This is a genomic window from Mesorhizobium sp. P2_D5, from assembly GCF_056404355.1.
This window is the reverse complement of record NZ_JBFUEE010000003.1, coordinates 528,174-542,796: the sequence shown is the minus strand read 5'-3', so window position 1 is coordinate 542,796 and position 14,623 is coordinate 528,174. Positions and strand designations below refer to the sequence as shown.

Sequence of the window (14,623 nt, the reverse complement as noted above, 5' to 3'; positions counted from 1 at the left end):
GTCGAGAGCAGTCGGGTCCCGGCCTGTCAGCCGGCGCCCGCTGCCGTTTGCGACCAACTGACCAGCTCAGTTGCGACCTACTCCTTGTCGCCCTCGGCAATCCCATTGCCGTCGGTGGGCAGGATTCCAAAATCCTGCGACTTCACCCCCTGCTCCGCCGTCAGGAACCCGTCCGAGGCCAGACCGCGCCGCAGCAGTTCCCTGACCGCAGCCGAGCGGCTCGGCATGCGCTTGTCATATCGCCAGTTCTCCAGCGCGGCCAGTTCGTCAGCCGTCAGCATGATCTGCAGTCGTTCGGGGCGTTCCAGTTCAGCCATGGCGCTTCCTCGCTCAGGACCAAGAATGTGTTGAGTTAGTATCTGTCTCACTCAGCTTATAATTATGATAGGCCGCATTATGCGTCAAGACCCTGCGATGGGTGAACGGCGTTTCCCACACATGATAAGCATCAAACGCCGGCTTCGCATTTGTGTAACTATGCTAACTAACTGATTTAATTGAGTATTTTGTATATTTCACTTGCCATGAGTTTACGCCCGGCGCATAGTGCACTCTGAACAGAAAACCGATCCCTTTGGGAGGTTTCGATGCGATATGATTACTCGGCGCGCTTGCGCGATGACGTCAATTCAGCGGTCCTGACGGCATTCAGGACGGCGGGCATCGTCAACATCTCGATGGTTGCGGAGCAGGTCAGGATCAGGAATCTGGCCGAGAATGTCGCCCTCGAGGACATTGAACGCCTGGTCCTGCAGGCGGCTCAACTCATTGGCGCGGCAATCGAATTCGACGGCATGGCCGGTTTGCTCGTGGATGACCTTGCCGACGCAGATGGCGAGCGCATTTCCCCGCTTGACCTGCCTCATCTGGCCTCGATCCAATAGGCAGCCAAAACGGCGGGCTGCCTGTAAGCGCTGCGCCATTCGACCAGACGCAGGACGCTGCCGTCCCGCTCCGTGCCTTGCGGCGCTGTGCGCCTGAGGCGGCTTTCAGTCGAAACGGCTGCGACATTAACCACGTTGCCATCAGCATGGACCCCAAAGCGGGTGTTGAGCGTTTCCCATTATGGAAAATCAACAACACCGATTCTATTGCCACATCGAGACAGACGGAACCTGGGCGGTTTGGGATCGTATTGCCAATGCGCCGGCGAGCTTGGGAGGGCGGGACCTGATTGGTTGCACATCCCAGCGAGCCAACGCCGCGGAAGGCGTGCTGACGCGGATCTATGACAACGGATTGGATGCGGTTGCCGCTCGGATATCAGGGATAGCGCATTCTCGTCAGGGGTAGCGCAGTCCCGACCTGGCCACCCACTGGCCGGGCCAGGGATGATCCTGGTTCAATAAATCTGCACGCCAAGCCGCTCGTTCCGTCTCCACCGCACCACGGCACGATAGCTGGCGTCGTCCGCGGGCACGTGAAGGACGAAACGGTCGGGAATTGTTACGCCTGGGTCCACCCGCAACTCCGCGCCGTGAACGTGCTGATTCCTGACCGAGCAACTGATCTTGGCATCGTCCGTGATAATGATCGCATCCTTCAGAACAATCCCCCGTGCATCAGCGCGTCGTTCTACTGGCGGATCCGTGGGGCTCATCGTTCATTCCTCCTGGAACCCTGCAAGGCGGCGTGCCGCAGATCTTCCTTGTCACGCAATGGGGATTCATGCCGGCCCAATTGTTCGGGCCGCTTCTTCTTCGAGCTTCACAAGCTTTGCCCGGATCTCTTCCGGTTCGGCATGCTCCAACCCGACAACGTCGTTTCGGGTTTCGTCAAGGGCAATGATGATCTCATTGAGTTTGGCGTGGATGGCGGCGGTGTCGCGATAGCCCTGTATGAGGACAACACCGGTGATCACGATGGCCGCAACCGACAGCGCATAGGTAACAGCATTTGTCAGCCCGAAAGGCACCAGCGCAGTGCAAAGTACCATGGCTATGAGCATCACATAGAAACCCGGGGGCCGGGAAAGAAAGTCGGCCGCGACGAACAGGAAGCGGTTCATGCTAACCGTCCCCGTTCCCGACTAGCCAAGCCTCGAGATCGCGCCGGCAGCCTGCTATATTGTCCATCATAGCCTAGCCAAGGCGAAGACAGCGATCAGCGCGGTGACCGCCACGCAGACAGGCACTGCCAGGAGCATGCCCGCCTCCAAAAACCGGGTCTCTTTGTCAGTGAACATTAGTGATTCCTCATATGACTGCAACGGAGAAATGCATGGAGCCCGCTTCCCGAAATAGATCGCGAAGCGGGCTCGCCTGCTGCGGCAGACCTACTCGATGATCTGCACGACCTTGCGGGTATCGGGATCCACGAGAACGGCGTGGTCGCCGATGACCGTGTACTTGTATTTGACGTCGGGCACCTCGATGGCGTGAAGCTCGACCGTGTCCGGAAGGGCCGTGCCGACGTTGAGTTCGACACCCAGCAGGCTGATGGATGCGAGCTTCTGCTTGTGGATGTATTCGCGAACCACCGTCTGCTGTTCCGGCTTGAGAATTACGACGTTTTCCGCGAGGGCAGCACCAATTCCAGCGACCAGCGCGAGGCCTGCGACTGCACTGACAAGATATTTCTTCATGACAAAATCTTTCCTTCTTGCGCCAATTTGGCAGCCAGGTTTGACTGCCAATCACGAGTCAGCAACGAGCCCCACAGCATTGCGTTCCGCCGCTCAGGCTAAGGTCCGGGGGTGGTACGACTGAAGTCTTAGCGGGCAACCTATGCCTGGCCGATACGTTAGAACCGCGCGAGAACTGGGGCCCCGAGCACGAGCCCTTTTCCTCGGCATCAACCGAGAGTCCACCATTTCCCCACACAGCGGGGTACCACCTCTAGCGTCCCCGCAGCGGCGGCGTGGCGTTTCCCACAGCGAGGCGAACAGTGACCTGTATCCAGAGACCGAGCACACATGATGACGACACCCGACCAGCAAATGACAACCATGCTCGCGTCCCCGAGGTGCTTTCCGTGCTTGATCTCATCCCCTCTCCCGACGACCACGAGATTGCTGATATTGTCAGGCGCACAGAACGCCTTGCGATGGCGTTGGTCATCGGAATGGCGATTTGCTTGATCTCCGCACCGGCAGTCTATCTTACCCTGGCCTACTACTCTCACTGACACATAAGGGCTGAGACTTGAGGGTTTGCTCGCCGCACAGGTGCGGCGAGCAAACCCTATCAGCGCAGGAAGGGACGTGGCTGCGCCGATCGGAAAAGTTCGAGGTCGATCCTTGGAGGTCGGTCAGCCGAAGGTAATTCCAATCACCATAAAAGTGATGGCAACCGCGAAGATCGGTGCGAGCAACCAGCGTGCCTGGCCAACACTCCTATCCATAGCTTCCTCCAGCAAATCTGCAGCGGACAACGACCGTGAGAGCCGACTGTTCCCAGCGGCGCCACCGGCAAGACCATTGCGGTTTGTGATCGGACTTAGGTCGCATGCGCCGCTCGACCCAAGCCCAACCCGGGAACATCCGCGGGTGGAACAAGTCGCGCCATCGGAAATTATCCCGTCGCCCAACAGGAGGAGGACGTTGTGAAAGGTCTGCGCAGTCTCCTTGCCGAACTGTCTTTGAGCTGGCTCAGGCGCCGCAAGGCGCAAGCGCCGCAAACCGCCAACCTTAAGACCGCGACCCCCAAGACCTTGAACACGGTCAAAGCCGCGCCCCGCAAAGCTGAACACAAGACAAGGCAGCGTCCGGCCCACAAGCCCAAGCCACTGTCTTCCCGCGACGTGGCCTCGAACATGTGAAGACAGCGCGGCCGAAAGGCTGTGGGAAATGAGCGAGCGGCCGCTATAGTCTGGTGATCCCCCCACCGGAGAACGCCAGCCATGACCCTGAAAACCCACAAGCTCGGCAGCCAAGGGCTGCAGGTCTCGGCCATCGGCCTTGGCTGCATGGGCATGAGCCAGTCCTACGGTCCGGCCGACGAGGGCGAATCCATTGCCACCCTGCACCGCGCCATCGAACTCGGCTGCAGCTTCCTCGACACCGCCGAGGTCTATGGCCCTCATACCAACGAGGCCCTGCTCGGCCGGGCGCTGAAGGGCAAGCGCGACCAGGTGACCATCGCCACCAAATTCGGCTTCCGCATCGAAAACGGCAAGCAGCTCGATGGAACCGACAGCCGGCCCGAGCATATCCGCGCGGCTGTGGAAGGCTCGCTCGGCCGGCTCGCCACCGACCATATCGACCTGCTCTACCAGCACCGCGTCGACCCGGCCGTGCCGATCGAGGAGGTCGCCGGCGCTGTCGGCGAATTGGTCGCGCAAGGCAAGGTGCGGTTCTTCGGCCTGTCCGAGGCGGGTGCGGCCAACATCCGCCGCGCGCATGCCGTCTATCCGGTGTCGGCGGTGCAGAGCGAGTATTCGCTGTGGGAGCGCAATCTGGAGCCGCAGATCATCCCGCTGCTCGGCGAACTCGGCATCGGCCTGGTGCCGTTCTCGCCGCTCGGCCGCGGTTTCCTCACCGGCGAGGTTAGTCGTGCGGAAAACTATCCCGAGGGCGATTACCGCCGCAACGACCCGCGCTACCAGGGCGAAAACTACGACGCCAATGTCGAGGCGGCGGCCAAGGTGCGCGACATCGCGGCGGCCAAAGGCGTCAAGCCCGGCCAGGTCGCATTGGCCTGGCTGCTGCACAAGGGCACCGGTTTTGGCATCGACATCGTGCCGATCCCCGGCACCAAGCGGAGAAAATACCTGGAGGAGAATATCGCCGCCGTCGCAATCAAGCTCGATGCCGCCGAGATGGCCGGGCTCGACGAAGCGCTGGCGCCGGGAAAAATCTCCGGCCCGCGCTACGGCCAGCGCGGGTTGGCGATGGTCGACCGGTAGGGGTCTGGGCATAGCCGGCGGAAATCTGAGCCATTCCAATAAGCCAGAAATACCAACCGGGAGCGCGAGGATTTAAGCGCAGCGCCTCTGCGCACGCTTTCGACTGGCTTTAGCCCGGTGCGGGGCAGCCACGGGGTGGACATTTCAGCCCACATGGAAAATGATCATGTTGCCCTGCACAACACTGCAGTGCTCTGATCTCGACGAACAAGCCTGAGCGTAGAAGCGGATCAACCGACCTCCGGGTCCAGCGAGCGAGGACGCAAATGGACACCCCTGAGGATGCGCAATGGCATCGCGACGCGGGCGGGCAACCCCGTCGATCGGCCGGCTGGCTTGCCCGCGCCGCCGTGTCGGCGGCGTTCCTGCTCGGCATCGCTTTCGGCAGCACTGCGTTTGCGCAGGACCAGCCGCTACCCGTGGTGACGGCGGCCAAGCCGGTGGTCCGTGAAATCGTCGAAGACGACGAGTTCGTCGGGCGATTCGAAGCCGTCGACCAAGTCGCCATCCGCTCGCGCGTCAGCGGCTATCTGGACAAGGTCAGCTTCCAGGACGGCGCACTGGTCAACAAGGGCGACCTGCTCTTCACCATCGACCAGCGTCCGTACCAGGCGGCCTATGATGCCGCCAAATCGCTAGTCGACGTCGCCAAGAGTCTGCTCGAATTCTCCAAGATGCAGCTGGATCGCGCCGACGAACTCGCCAAGACCGGCAATATCTCAACCTCGACGGTCGACGACCGCCGGCGGGAATACCTTTCCGCGCAGGCGCAGATGCAGGGCGCGACGGCTGCGCTGAGGACGGCCAGCCTGAACATGGAATTCACCGAGATCAAGGCGCCCTTGTCCGGCCGCATCGACCGCCGGCTGGTGTCGGTCGGCAACCTCGTGCAGCCGGATTCTACCTTGCTGACGACCATCGTTACGCGCGATCCGATCGACTTCTATTTCGACGTCGATGAGCGCCTGTATTTCAGCTACGCCCGCGACGCGAAGGAGCGCGGCGGCAGCATGCAGGAAGGCGACGGCGGGCTCGAGGTGGTGGTTCGCGTCGCCGACCGCGCGGAGGCGGTATTCAAAGGCAAGCTCGATTTTGCCGAGAACCGGATCGACAACGCGACCGGCACCATGCGGGTGCGTGCAACGTTTCCCAACGCCGACGGCATTCTCCAGCCAGGCATGTTCGGGCGCATCAACGTGCCGGGGTCGCTGCCGCATAGCGGCGTGCTGGTGCCCGACGAGGCGATCGGCGCCGATCAGGATCGCCGCATCGTGTTCCTGGTGGATGAGGCCGGGATGGTGTCAGCGAAGCCCGTGCGCACCGGCCCGCTTCTCGACGGCTACCGGGTGATCCGCCAGGGCCTGACCGGCGACGAGACGATCATCGTCAACGGGCTGATGCACGCCAGGCCCGGCACCAAGGTGAAGGTCGAGATGGTGACGTTGCCGCCCAAGGCCGAGACCGCCGGGTTGCAGCAATGAGGTTCGCACATTTCTTCGTCGACCGTCCGATCTTCGCATCGGTCGTTTCGATCGTCCTGCTGATCCTCGGCGGGATTGCTTATACCCAGCTGCCGGTCGCCCAATATCCCGAGATCGCGCCGCCGACCATCGTCGTTCGCGCGCAGTATCCGGGCGCCGACGCCGAGACGATCGCAGCGACGGTGGCAACGCCGATCGAGCAGGAGATCAACGGCGTCGAGGGCATGCTCTACATGTCGTCCTATTCGTCGGGCGACGGGGCAATGGCGCTGACCATCACCTTCAAGCTGGGCACCGATCTCGACCAGGCGCAGGTGCTGGTGCAGAACCGCGTGTCGATCGCCCAGCCGCGCCTGCCCGAAGAAGTCCGCCGCCTCGGCATCACCACCACCAAGAGCTCGCCCGACCTGATGATGGTCGTGCACATGCTGTCGCCCGACAATACCTACGACCAGCTCTACGTCTCGAACTACGCCCGCTCGCAGGTGCGCGACATACTGCTCAGACTCGACGGCGTCGGCGACCTCACCATCTTCGGCGAACGCGAATATTCGCTGCGCATCTGGCTCGATCCGGAAAAACTGTCCGCCCTGGCGATGACCTCGGGCGATGTGGTGCAGGCGCTGCGCGACCAGAACGTCCAGGTGTCGGGCGGCTCGATCGGCGCGCCGCCGACCAACACCGGCACGGCGTTCCAGTACACGGTCACCACGCAAGGCCGCTTCAACGACGCACGCGACTTCCGATACGTGATCGTCAAATCGGCCGACGACGGCCGCCTGATCTCGCTGCAGGACGTGGCGCGCATCGAGCTCGGCGCCAAGGATTACGTCACCAACTCCTATCTCAACGGCAAACCGGCGGTGGCGCTCGCCATCTTCCAGCGGCCGGGCACCAATGCCCTCGCCGCAGCCGCGCAGATCCAGGACAAGATGAAGGAGCTTTCCCGCGACTTCCCGAAGGGGTTGAGCTACGACATCGTCTACAATCCGACCGAGTTCGTCGCCGAGTCGATCCAGGAGGTCTACAAGACGATCCTCGAGGCGATGGTGCTTGTCATCATCGTCATCATCGTCTTCCTGCAATCGTGGCGCATGGCGATCGTGCCGATCGTGGCGATCCCCGTGTCGCTGATCGGCACGCTGGCGGTGCTCTACGCCGCCGGCTTCTCGCTCAACATGCTGACGCTGTTCGGCCTCGTTCTGGCGATCGGCATCGTCGTCGACGATGCGATCGTCGTGGTCGAGAACGTCGAGCGCAATATCGCCAGAGGGCTGGCGCCCAATCCTGCGTCGCACCTGACCATGGACGAAGTCGGAACGGCGGTCATCGCGATCTCGCTGGTGCTGATAGCCGTGTTCGTGCCGACAGCCTTCATCCCCGGCATTTCTGGGCAGTTCTACCTGCAGTTTGCGATCACCATCGCGGTGTCGACGGCGATCTCGGCATTCAATTCGCTGACGCTTTCGCCGGCGCTGGCCGCACTGCTGTTCAAGCCGCACCACGCCGCGGCGGCGCCGCCGCGCTTTTTCCTGGCACGGTTCGCACGGGCGCTCGCCGACGGCTTCAATCGCGGCTTCGACAGGGTCGCCCATTGGTATTCGAGCATCATCCGCGTTCTGGTCGGCTCGTGGATAACGATCGCCGCCATGCTGGCCGTTTTCGCTGCCCTCATCTGCGCCACGGTCTACATGGTGCAGGCGGTGCCGCGCGGTTTCATTCCGACGCTCGACCAGGGCTATGCGATCGTCGTCGTCCAACTGCCGGACGGCGCCTCTCTGTCGAGGACCGATGCGGTCATTAAGCAGGCGTCGCAGATCATCCAGAAAACGCCAGGCGTCGACTACGCAGTCGCCTTCGCCGGCTTCTCCGGCGCGACCTTCACCAACGCCAGCAATGCGGGCGTGATCTTCGCCAGGTTCAAGCCGTTTGACGAGCGACTGAAAGCCGGCCAGTCGGCGACCAAGGTCATCGGCAATCTGTTCGGTAGCCTGCAAACCATCAAGGAAGCCTTCATCATCGCACTGCCGCCGCCGCCGATCCGCGGCGTCGGCAATGCCGGCGGCTTCAAGCTGCTGATCCAGGAGCGCAACAGCGCCGACATGCGGCAGGTCCTGGCGCTTGCCAACGACATCGCCGGCCAGGCCAACAAGACGCCGGGGCTGACGGGCGTGTTCACGACGTTCTCCGCGTCGAGCCCGCAATTCTTCCTGGCGATCGATCGCGACAAGGCGCGCATCCTGAACGTGCCGATCCCCAACATCTTCGAGACGCTGTCGATCAATTTGGGCACCGCCTACGTCAACGACTTCAACGCTTTCGGGCGCGTCTACCAGGTGCGGGCGCAGGCCGACCAGGCGTTCCGCCTCGATCGCGCCGACATCTTGAAACTGAAGGTGCGCTCGGCGACCGGCGCGCTGGTTCCGCTCGGCACGTTGATCGAGATCCGCGACGTCACCGGCCCGGCGCTGGTCCAGCGCTACAACATGTACGTCTCGGTGCCGCTGCAGGGCAACGCCGCGCCCGGCGTTTCCACGGGCGACGCGCTGGCATTGATGGAAGGGATCACGGCAAAGACGCTGCCGGCCGGTACCTCCTATGAATGGACCGAGCTCGCCTATCAGGAGCGCAACACCGGCAATGCCGCTGTCTATATCTTCGGACTGTCGGTGCTGTTCGTGTTCCTGGCGCTGGCGGCGCAATATGAAAGCTGGGTGCTGCCGTTCGCCATTGTGTTGGTGGTGCCGCTCGGCGTGCTCGCGGCGTTGATCGGCGTGTCTTTCCGAGGCCTGGACAACAACATCCTCGTGCAGATCGGCCTCATCGTGCTGATCGGGCTTGCCGCCAAGAACGCGATCCTGATCGTCGAATTCGCGCGGCAGGCGGAGGAACGCGGCCTGTCGGCCGCCGAGGCTGCCGTCGAAGCTTGCCGGCTCAGGCTGCGGCCGATCCTGATGACCGCCTTCTCGTTCATCCTCGGCGTCGTGCCGCTGATGATCGCAACGGGCCCGGGCGCGGAAATGCGCCAGTCGCTCGGCACCGCGGTGTTCTCCGGCATGCTCGGCGTCACCTTCGTCGGCCTGTTCCTGACGCCGGTGTTCTACGTCACGCTCCGGTCGCTGTTTTCACGGCGCAAGCCCCGTGCCGAGGCCGCGCCTTCGGGGCCGACAGAGGCGCCATCGGAGACGGCCATCGAGTAGGGTTACGAATTCGCCGCGCCGGGCGCGGCTTTATCGGCGCGGCGCGGCAACGATCCCGGTAGCGACGCGCAGTATTGACCTTAACCTGGGAGGAGTAGGGAGATCTTCACGCGCGGCGCGAAAAAACAACGCAAATACAGCTGATTGGTTACGACGTAGGTATTCTCGCAGATATGGTATTGGTCGTCCGGGGATTCCTGCACGCGGTCCCGTGGGATGATGAAGTTATGCGGCAAGTAAATGTAACCGCCGTCGCCCCTCATCCGCACCGAAGAACGAGGTATGGCGCGGCAATCAGAACCACCGCAACACTTGAATTTCGTCTGCGGATCGAACTTGTTTTCGTACCAATCATGGGCGCTGGCGACTGTTGCGGCGGCGATACACACCGCCGTGACGATGAACCTTCGCATGGCCTTCCTCAACTATCTGGCAGGCGCTGCTCCTTTGAGCGTCCATGTATATTAGCGTTCCTTTAGAAATGCCATTGGCCCTCGGCTGACTGGCGCAAGCCGGTCCCATTACCGACTTTCCCGCACCCAATATTCCTGCGAAGGATGATCTTGCTTTTGAGGGCAACTACCGCCCACAATCCAAAGGCTTCAACGGTTTTTATGCGGCCAATTGGCTTCTGCCAGGCCGCATACGGTCGGCCGTCACTCCGGCAACCCTGCGAACCGCATCTGCTTGATCCAGCGGTCGAGGCTTCCGGGTGCGGTCCAAATCTTATCCCACTCCCTTCGTTCTTTACTGATGGATTCACTGGGAGTGTTTTGGAGGAAAACCGTAAGCGCTTCCTTTGCCTCTCGTTTGTTTCCTAGACAAGCCTGGATCCCCGCAAGCATGCGCTGTGCGCCGCTCGGGATCCTGGACATTTTCCGCATCGCCGCCAGCGCTGCCCCACAATCATTCTTTTCCCAGAGCGCCCAGCCCATCTGCCAGTGGAACCAGTCAGGGTGGAAGGGATCGATGCCCTTGGCCTGCTCGATCCGATCGATCGCTTCGTCGGCGCGGCCAACATACAGCAGCACGTTCGTACTCATGACGAGGATATGCGAGTCGCTGGGGTTCAAGGCGATCGCCTGATCGTACTGGGCAAGGGCCTGCTCGACCTCTCCAGCTTCGGTTTGGATGCTGGCGAGGACCTCATGCGCTCCAGCGTCATTAGGAGCGAGCAGGATGGCCTTGTCGGCGTTTTCGGCAGCGAGTTTCAGCGCCTCGTCCCGGTTGTGTTCCTGCGCGTGCCACCCGAATACCGCGTCATTGCGATAGGACCAGGCCAGCCCGATATAGCCGAACTGGGAGTTCGGATCCGCTCCGATCGCCTTGAGGCTGAACTGCCTAAAGAGATCGTTCCCCTCGGCTGAGATATCCTCTCCGATCTTGGCCCTCCCCATCAGGTAATAGCGGAGCGCGCTGACATGCGCGGCGCCGCTCCTTGGCAGCGGGCGCTCGATGCTCTGCCCGACCCGATCCGCAAGCGTTCGGATGATCTCCTCCTGGACGACGAAAAGATCGCCAATCTCCCGGTTGTAGGTGTTGGCCCACACATGCGATCCATCATGCGCATTCAGCAACTGCGCGGTCACTTTCAGCCGGTCTCCAATCTTCTGCTGGCTGCCTTCGAGCAGGTAGTCGACGCCGAGTTCATCTCCGATCTGCCTAATATCAACCGGCTGGCCGCGGTACTTGAAGCTCGAGTACCGGGCGATGACGGCATAGGTCTTGCTCCGCGCAAGCTCGGTGATGATCCCCTCGGCGACGGCATCACTAAGATATCCCTTGTCCCCGCCGGCACTGAAGTCGTCGAAGGCAAGGATTGCAATCCTCGGCATGTCGCTCGAACGAACGGGAGCGGCTTGCCATGTTTCCGCGCCGTAGTATGCGCCGATCGCTGCCGCGACGAGAACGATCGCAGCAAGAATGAAGCCGCGCGGCGAAAACCGTGTCTTGGCTCGTTCCATGCCGGCCGCGGCGTTTGGGTCCGCCGCGGCCGATGGATCGGCATTCAGTCGGTAGCCTCTCTTGGGCAAGGTTTCCACGATCGCATGCGCGTCGTCCCCCAATGCGCGGCGAATATCGGCAATGCATTGGGTCAGGCTGTCGTCGGTCACGAAGGTGTCGGGCCAGACCGCCTGCATCAGCGCGTCCTTGGACACGATCTCGCCCGGTCGCGCCGCGAGCAGGCAGAGCACCTCAGTGGACTGGCTGCGAAGATCGACCGCTTTACCGTCGACGGTCCGGAGTTGTTTGCTTTTCGTCAGCGAGAAAAAACCGCCGAATGTGATCGTTTCAGCAGGTTTCGGGTCAATTTCAGGAGCCTTTCGGGACATTTCACCCTCTTGGCGCGCTTCCTAGCTTATCCCTTTCGGCCTTCGCTTCCAAGTGATCCCACCAGTGCCGGATTGGACGGGAGGATGACATGAAACGCGCCAGGCTCATCATCGCTCTCGCTCTTCTCGTGACAGCGCCAACGGCTGCGAAAGCGGATTCCCGCATCGCGAAACTCTGCGGCTCTGATCACGTCATCGAGGCGGCCTCAGACGACGTCCGTCCCAACCCCGGCGCCTATTATGCCGCCAGCCTTAGGTCGATGGATGACTGCATGTTCACCACCTTCGCTGTCACAATCCTTCTGACCGACCAGGGGGAGCTGGTCAGGATCCCCCAAGTGAAACCCATGACCTCCATGGCCGAGTGCAGAGCTTGGACCCATCAACAGGAGTTCATGCGCGTACTCCCCGGCTATCTCGCCAGCTTCCATTACTGCGACTATGCATCGGAGGCATCAAAACCGTGACCTTGCAGGTTCCTGGTTGTTCACGCTTGGACCGAAGGATGGCACCAGCGCGACCAAGGTCGTCGAGATCGGACCCCGTCCCGCCGGTCAGGGCGAGCGCGTATTTGCTGCGCGTAAATCGTGCCGGTGCGCCCGGTGCCAAGACGCCCCTAGCTCGCGGTTGCTGCCTGAACCTTCTTGGGCGCGGCCCGCTGCCGGCGCATGCGGCGTTTGGTGACGAGCTTGAGGGCAACCGGCGGCTCGTTTGACAGCGCGCCGACCACGGCGTCGACCATGCCATAAGCGACGAAATCCGCGTTCATGTCCTGGCCCAGCCTGGCGGTCGCCTCCTTGTCGTCATTGCCGGTCTCCGACCAGAACACGATGCCCACCCGCAGCGCCGCCTTCGCACGCTTCAGCCGGCGAACCAGGAAACGCGCGTGCTTGACGGAATCCCGGTTCAGGAAGCTGATCACGACGGTGTCGATGGCATCGAGTTCGAGGCGGCGGATGCTCGCCGGTTCCATCTCGGCGAAGCCCGCTTTCGATGCTGTCGCACCCTGCACTTCCAGCACCTGCGCCAGCATCGCGGCCGCGGCATCGTCGAGTTCGCCTCGCCCACCGGCACAAAGCACCGACATGTCAGTGCCATCGGGAAGGTCGGCCTCGTCCACGCCGGTGCCATCGCCATTATCGCCGGGCTCCCCGGCCTCGGCCGGGTCATCCTCCTCGGCCGCTTCCTGTTGCGCCTCATCGTCGAGGTTGGCCACCAGCGTCAGGGCACTGTCCGCCACCTGCCGTCTTTGCAGGTCGCCCATGACGCCGCGCACACGGTCGCGCTCGCCCAGCAGAAGTGCCGGAATGGCCACCTTGTCGTAGAATTCGAACAGATACTTCTCTTCCAGCATCTCCTCGGCGTGGTCGGTGGCTTCCTCCGGATCGCCAGCCAGCAGCCGCTGGTAGAGGCGCGCATGGGGCTCGAGCACGGGCTCGTTGCCGAACAACACGTCGAGGAATTCGAACTGCGGCACGTGTCTGCCCAGCACCACCAGGCAGACAGTGAGCGGCGTCGACAGGACCAGTCCGAGCGGCCCCCAGAGCCAGGTCCAGAAGATGGCGGCCACGATGATCGCCAGCGATGACAGCCCCGTTCGCGAGCCGTAAAGCCAGGGTTCGACGACGTTGCCGGTGACCAATTCCATCACCACGAACAGGGCGGCCGTCCACAGGACGAGCGACCAGCCGGGTGCCACGGCCAGCGCCAGGAACAGCGGCAGCAGCATGCCGATGGCCGGACCGATATAGGGAACGAAACGCAGCGCCAGCGCCAGCAGCCCCCACAGCAGTGCATTGGGAATGCCGAGGATCCACAGTCCGAGCGCAATCGGTATGGCGTAGACGATGTTGACGACCAACTGCATGAGCAGATAGCGGCCCACCCGTTTGGCTGCATCCTGCAGCGCCTCGGTGGTGCGGTGAAGGTCGCCATAGCCGACAAGCCGGATGAAGCGGTCGCGCAGATCCTCCCGTTCGAGCAGCATGAAAATAACCACGACGATGATCAGTCCGGCCGATCCGAGCGGGCTGATCAGCGGACCGACGATGCTCTGCAGGACTTCGAGCGGCTTTTGGCGCGCGACGATCACGACGGGCACCGGCTCGCGCGCCGGCTTGTCCGGAGTGGCCGCGGGCGGCGAAGCGTCCTGCCTGTCTATCTCCTGTCCGACACGCTCGACCACGTCGCTCAACCTGGCAATGATGCCTCCCCCGACGCCGGTTTCCTTGAGTGAACGGATCTTGGTCAGGATGTTGATCTGGTAGGTCGGGATGTTCTGTGCCAGTTCGCTGACCTGCGAGGCGACAATGAAGCTGAACAGGGCGAGTGCCGCGAAAGCGCTGAGAACGCTGACGATGACAGCCGCGATCCTGGGGATGCCGACGCGTTTCAGCGCCGCGACCAGCGGCGCGAGCGCGAAGGTCAGCAACAGCGCGATGGCGATCGGCAGGAAAACCTCGCGTCCGAAATACAGCGCCGCCACCGTCGTGACGGTGGTTGCCACATTGGGCAATGAGGTTCGCGGGTGGGGCGCGGCGGCCGAAAGAATGTCCTCCAACCCATGCGCCGGAGACGCCATGCCGTTTCGACGATTGGTCGCCACTTGGTCTCTCCCCTGCCAACGGTCATGATCGGGCATATTGAGCCGGCGTGCAACTTTCGCCGGTGACGAACTGCTCGTCACCGGCTGCAGGTCGATGATCGGGATGGCGCGAGATGGCCGCGCGACGAAGCAATGGCGCCGGGAAATCTCCGGCCAGTG

General features: G+C 62.3%; 14 protein-coding genes. 7 read left to right on the top strand and 7 right to left on the bottom strand.

The annotated features are described in order from the left end of the window. Nucleotides 1-77 precede the first annotated feature (77 nt). Complete coding sequence (locus AC1DYW_RS15895) at nucleotides 78-317, bottom strand: hypothetical protein (protein ID WP_095091359.1); 240 nt, start codon at nucleotides 315-317, stop codon at nucleotides 78-80. Nucleotides 318-587: 270 nt separating this feature from the next. Between AC1DYW_RS15895 and AC1DYW_RS15890 the strand changes: the two genes are divergently transcribed. Further along, complete coding sequence (locus AC1DYW_RS15890; RefSeq protein ID WP_477226856.1) at nucleotides 588-884, top strand: hypothetical protein; 297 nt, start codon at nucleotides 588-590, stop codon at nucleotides 882-884. A 458-nt stretch (nucleotides 885-1,342) separates the two neighbouring features. On the opposite strand, the gene AC1DYW_RS15885 is transcribed toward AC1DYW_RS15890, so the two are convergent. The 3 genes from AC1DYW_RS15885 to AC1DYW_RS15875 all read right to left on the bottom strand — a co-directional run bounded on the left by AC1DYW_RS15885 (nucleotide 1,343) and on the right by AC1DYW_RS15875 (nucleotide 2,584). Beyond that, a complete protein-coding gene (locus AC1DYW_RS15885) occupies nucleotides 1,343-1,600 on the bottom strand; it encodes a PilZ domain-containing protein (protein WP_477226855.1) in 258 nt (85 codons plus the stop codon). 66 nt (nucleotides 1,601-1,666) lie between these two features. Next, nucleotides 1,667-2,008: a low affinity iron permease family protein gene (locus tag AC1DYW_RS15880; RefSeq protein WP_477226854.1), complete on the bottom strand. Its 342-nt coding sequence runs from the start codon at nucleotides 2,006-2,008 to the stop codon at nucleotides 1,667-1,669. 267 nt (nucleotides 2,009-2,275) lie between these two features. Beyond that, entirely contained in the window at nucleotides 2,276-2,584 is a 309-nt protein-coding gene (locus AC1DYW_RS15875; RefSeq protein WP_477226853.1) for a DUF1236 domain-containing protein, read from the bottom strand. A 389-nt stretch (nucleotides 2,585-2,973) separates the two neighbouring features. On the opposite strand from AC1DYW_RS15875, the gene AC1DYW_RS15870 reads away from it, so the two are divergent. The 5 genes from AC1DYW_RS15870 (at nucleotide 2,974) to AC1DYW_RS15850 (ending at nucleotide 9,526) form a co-directional block, all read left to right on the top strand. Next, nucleotides 2,974-3,126, top strand: a complete 153-nt coding sequence (locus AC1DYW_RS15870) for a hypothetical protein (RefSeq protein WP_477226852.1) — start codon at nucleotides 2,974-2,976, stop codon at nucleotides 3,124-3,126. 417 nt (nucleotides 3,127-3,543) lie between these two features. Beyond that, a complete protein-coding gene (locus AC1DYW_RS15865) occupies nucleotides 3,544-3,759 on the top strand; it encodes a hypothetical protein (RefSeq protein WP_477226851.1) in 216 nt (71 codons plus the stop codon). A gap of 81 nt (nucleotides 3,760-3,840) precedes the next feature. Further along, a complete protein-coding gene (locus AC1DYW_RS15860) occupies nucleotides 3,841-4,845 on the top strand; it encodes an aldo/keto reductase (RefSeq protein ID WP_477226850.1) in 1,005 nt (334 codons plus the stop codon). Between the two features lie 266 nt (nucleotides 4,846-5,111). Then, nucleotides 5,112-6,326 (top strand): efflux RND transporter periplasmic adaptor subunit, encoded by a 1,215-nt coding sequence (locus AC1DYW_RS15855; RefSeq protein ID WP_477226849.1) that lies wholly within the window; start codon nucleotides 5,112-5,114, stop codon nucleotides 6,324-6,326. Further along, nucleotides 6,323-9,526, top strand: a complete 3,204-nt coding sequence (locus tag AC1DYW_RS15850) for an efflux RND transporter permease subunit (RefSeq protein WP_477226848.1) — start codon at nucleotides 6,323-6,325, stop codon at nucleotides 9,524-9,526. Before AC1DYW_RS15855 ends, AC1DYW_RS15850 begins: the two co-directional genes overlap by 4 nt. An 80-nt stretch (nucleotides 9,527-9,606) precedes the next feature. On the opposite strand, the gene AC1DYW_RS15845 is transcribed toward AC1DYW_RS15850, so the two are convergent. Further along, nucleotides 9,607-9,939 carry a hypothetical protein gene (locus AC1DYW_RS15845; RefSeq protein WP_457153404.1) on the bottom strand — a complete coding sequence of 111 codons (333 nt, stop codon included), beginning with the start codon at nucleotides 9,937-9,939 and terminating at the stop codon, nucleotides 9,607-9,609. Between the two features lie 243 nt (nucleotides 9,940-10,182). Further along, on the bottom strand, nucleotides 10,183-11,859 hold the full coding sequence (locus tag AC1DYW_RS15840; RefSeq protein ID WP_477226847.1) for a winged helix-turn-helix domain-containing tetratricopeptide repeat protein: 1,677 nt from the start codon (nucleotides 11,857-11,859) through the stop codon (nucleotides 10,183-10,185). An 89-nt stretch (nucleotides 11,860-11,948) separates the two neighbouring features. Between AC1DYW_RS15840 and AC1DYW_RS15835 the strand changes: the two genes are divergently transcribed. Then, nucleotides 11,949-12,326: a hypothetical protein gene (locus tag AC1DYW_RS15835; protein ID WP_477226846.1), complete on the top strand. Its 378-nt coding sequence runs from the start codon at nucleotides 11,949-11,951 to the stop codon at nucleotides 12,324-12,326. Nucleotides 12,327-12,475: 149 nt separating this feature from the next. On the opposite strand, the gene AC1DYW_RS15830 is transcribed toward AC1DYW_RS15835, so the two are convergent. Continuing rightward, nucleotides 12,476-14,464: an AI-2E family transporter gene (locus AC1DYW_RS15830; protein ID WP_477226845.1), complete on the bottom strand. Its 1,989-nt coding sequence runs from the start codon at nucleotides 14,462-14,464 to the stop codon at nucleotides 12,476-12,478. Between the last annotated feature and the right edge of the window lie 159 nt (nucleotides 14,465-14,623).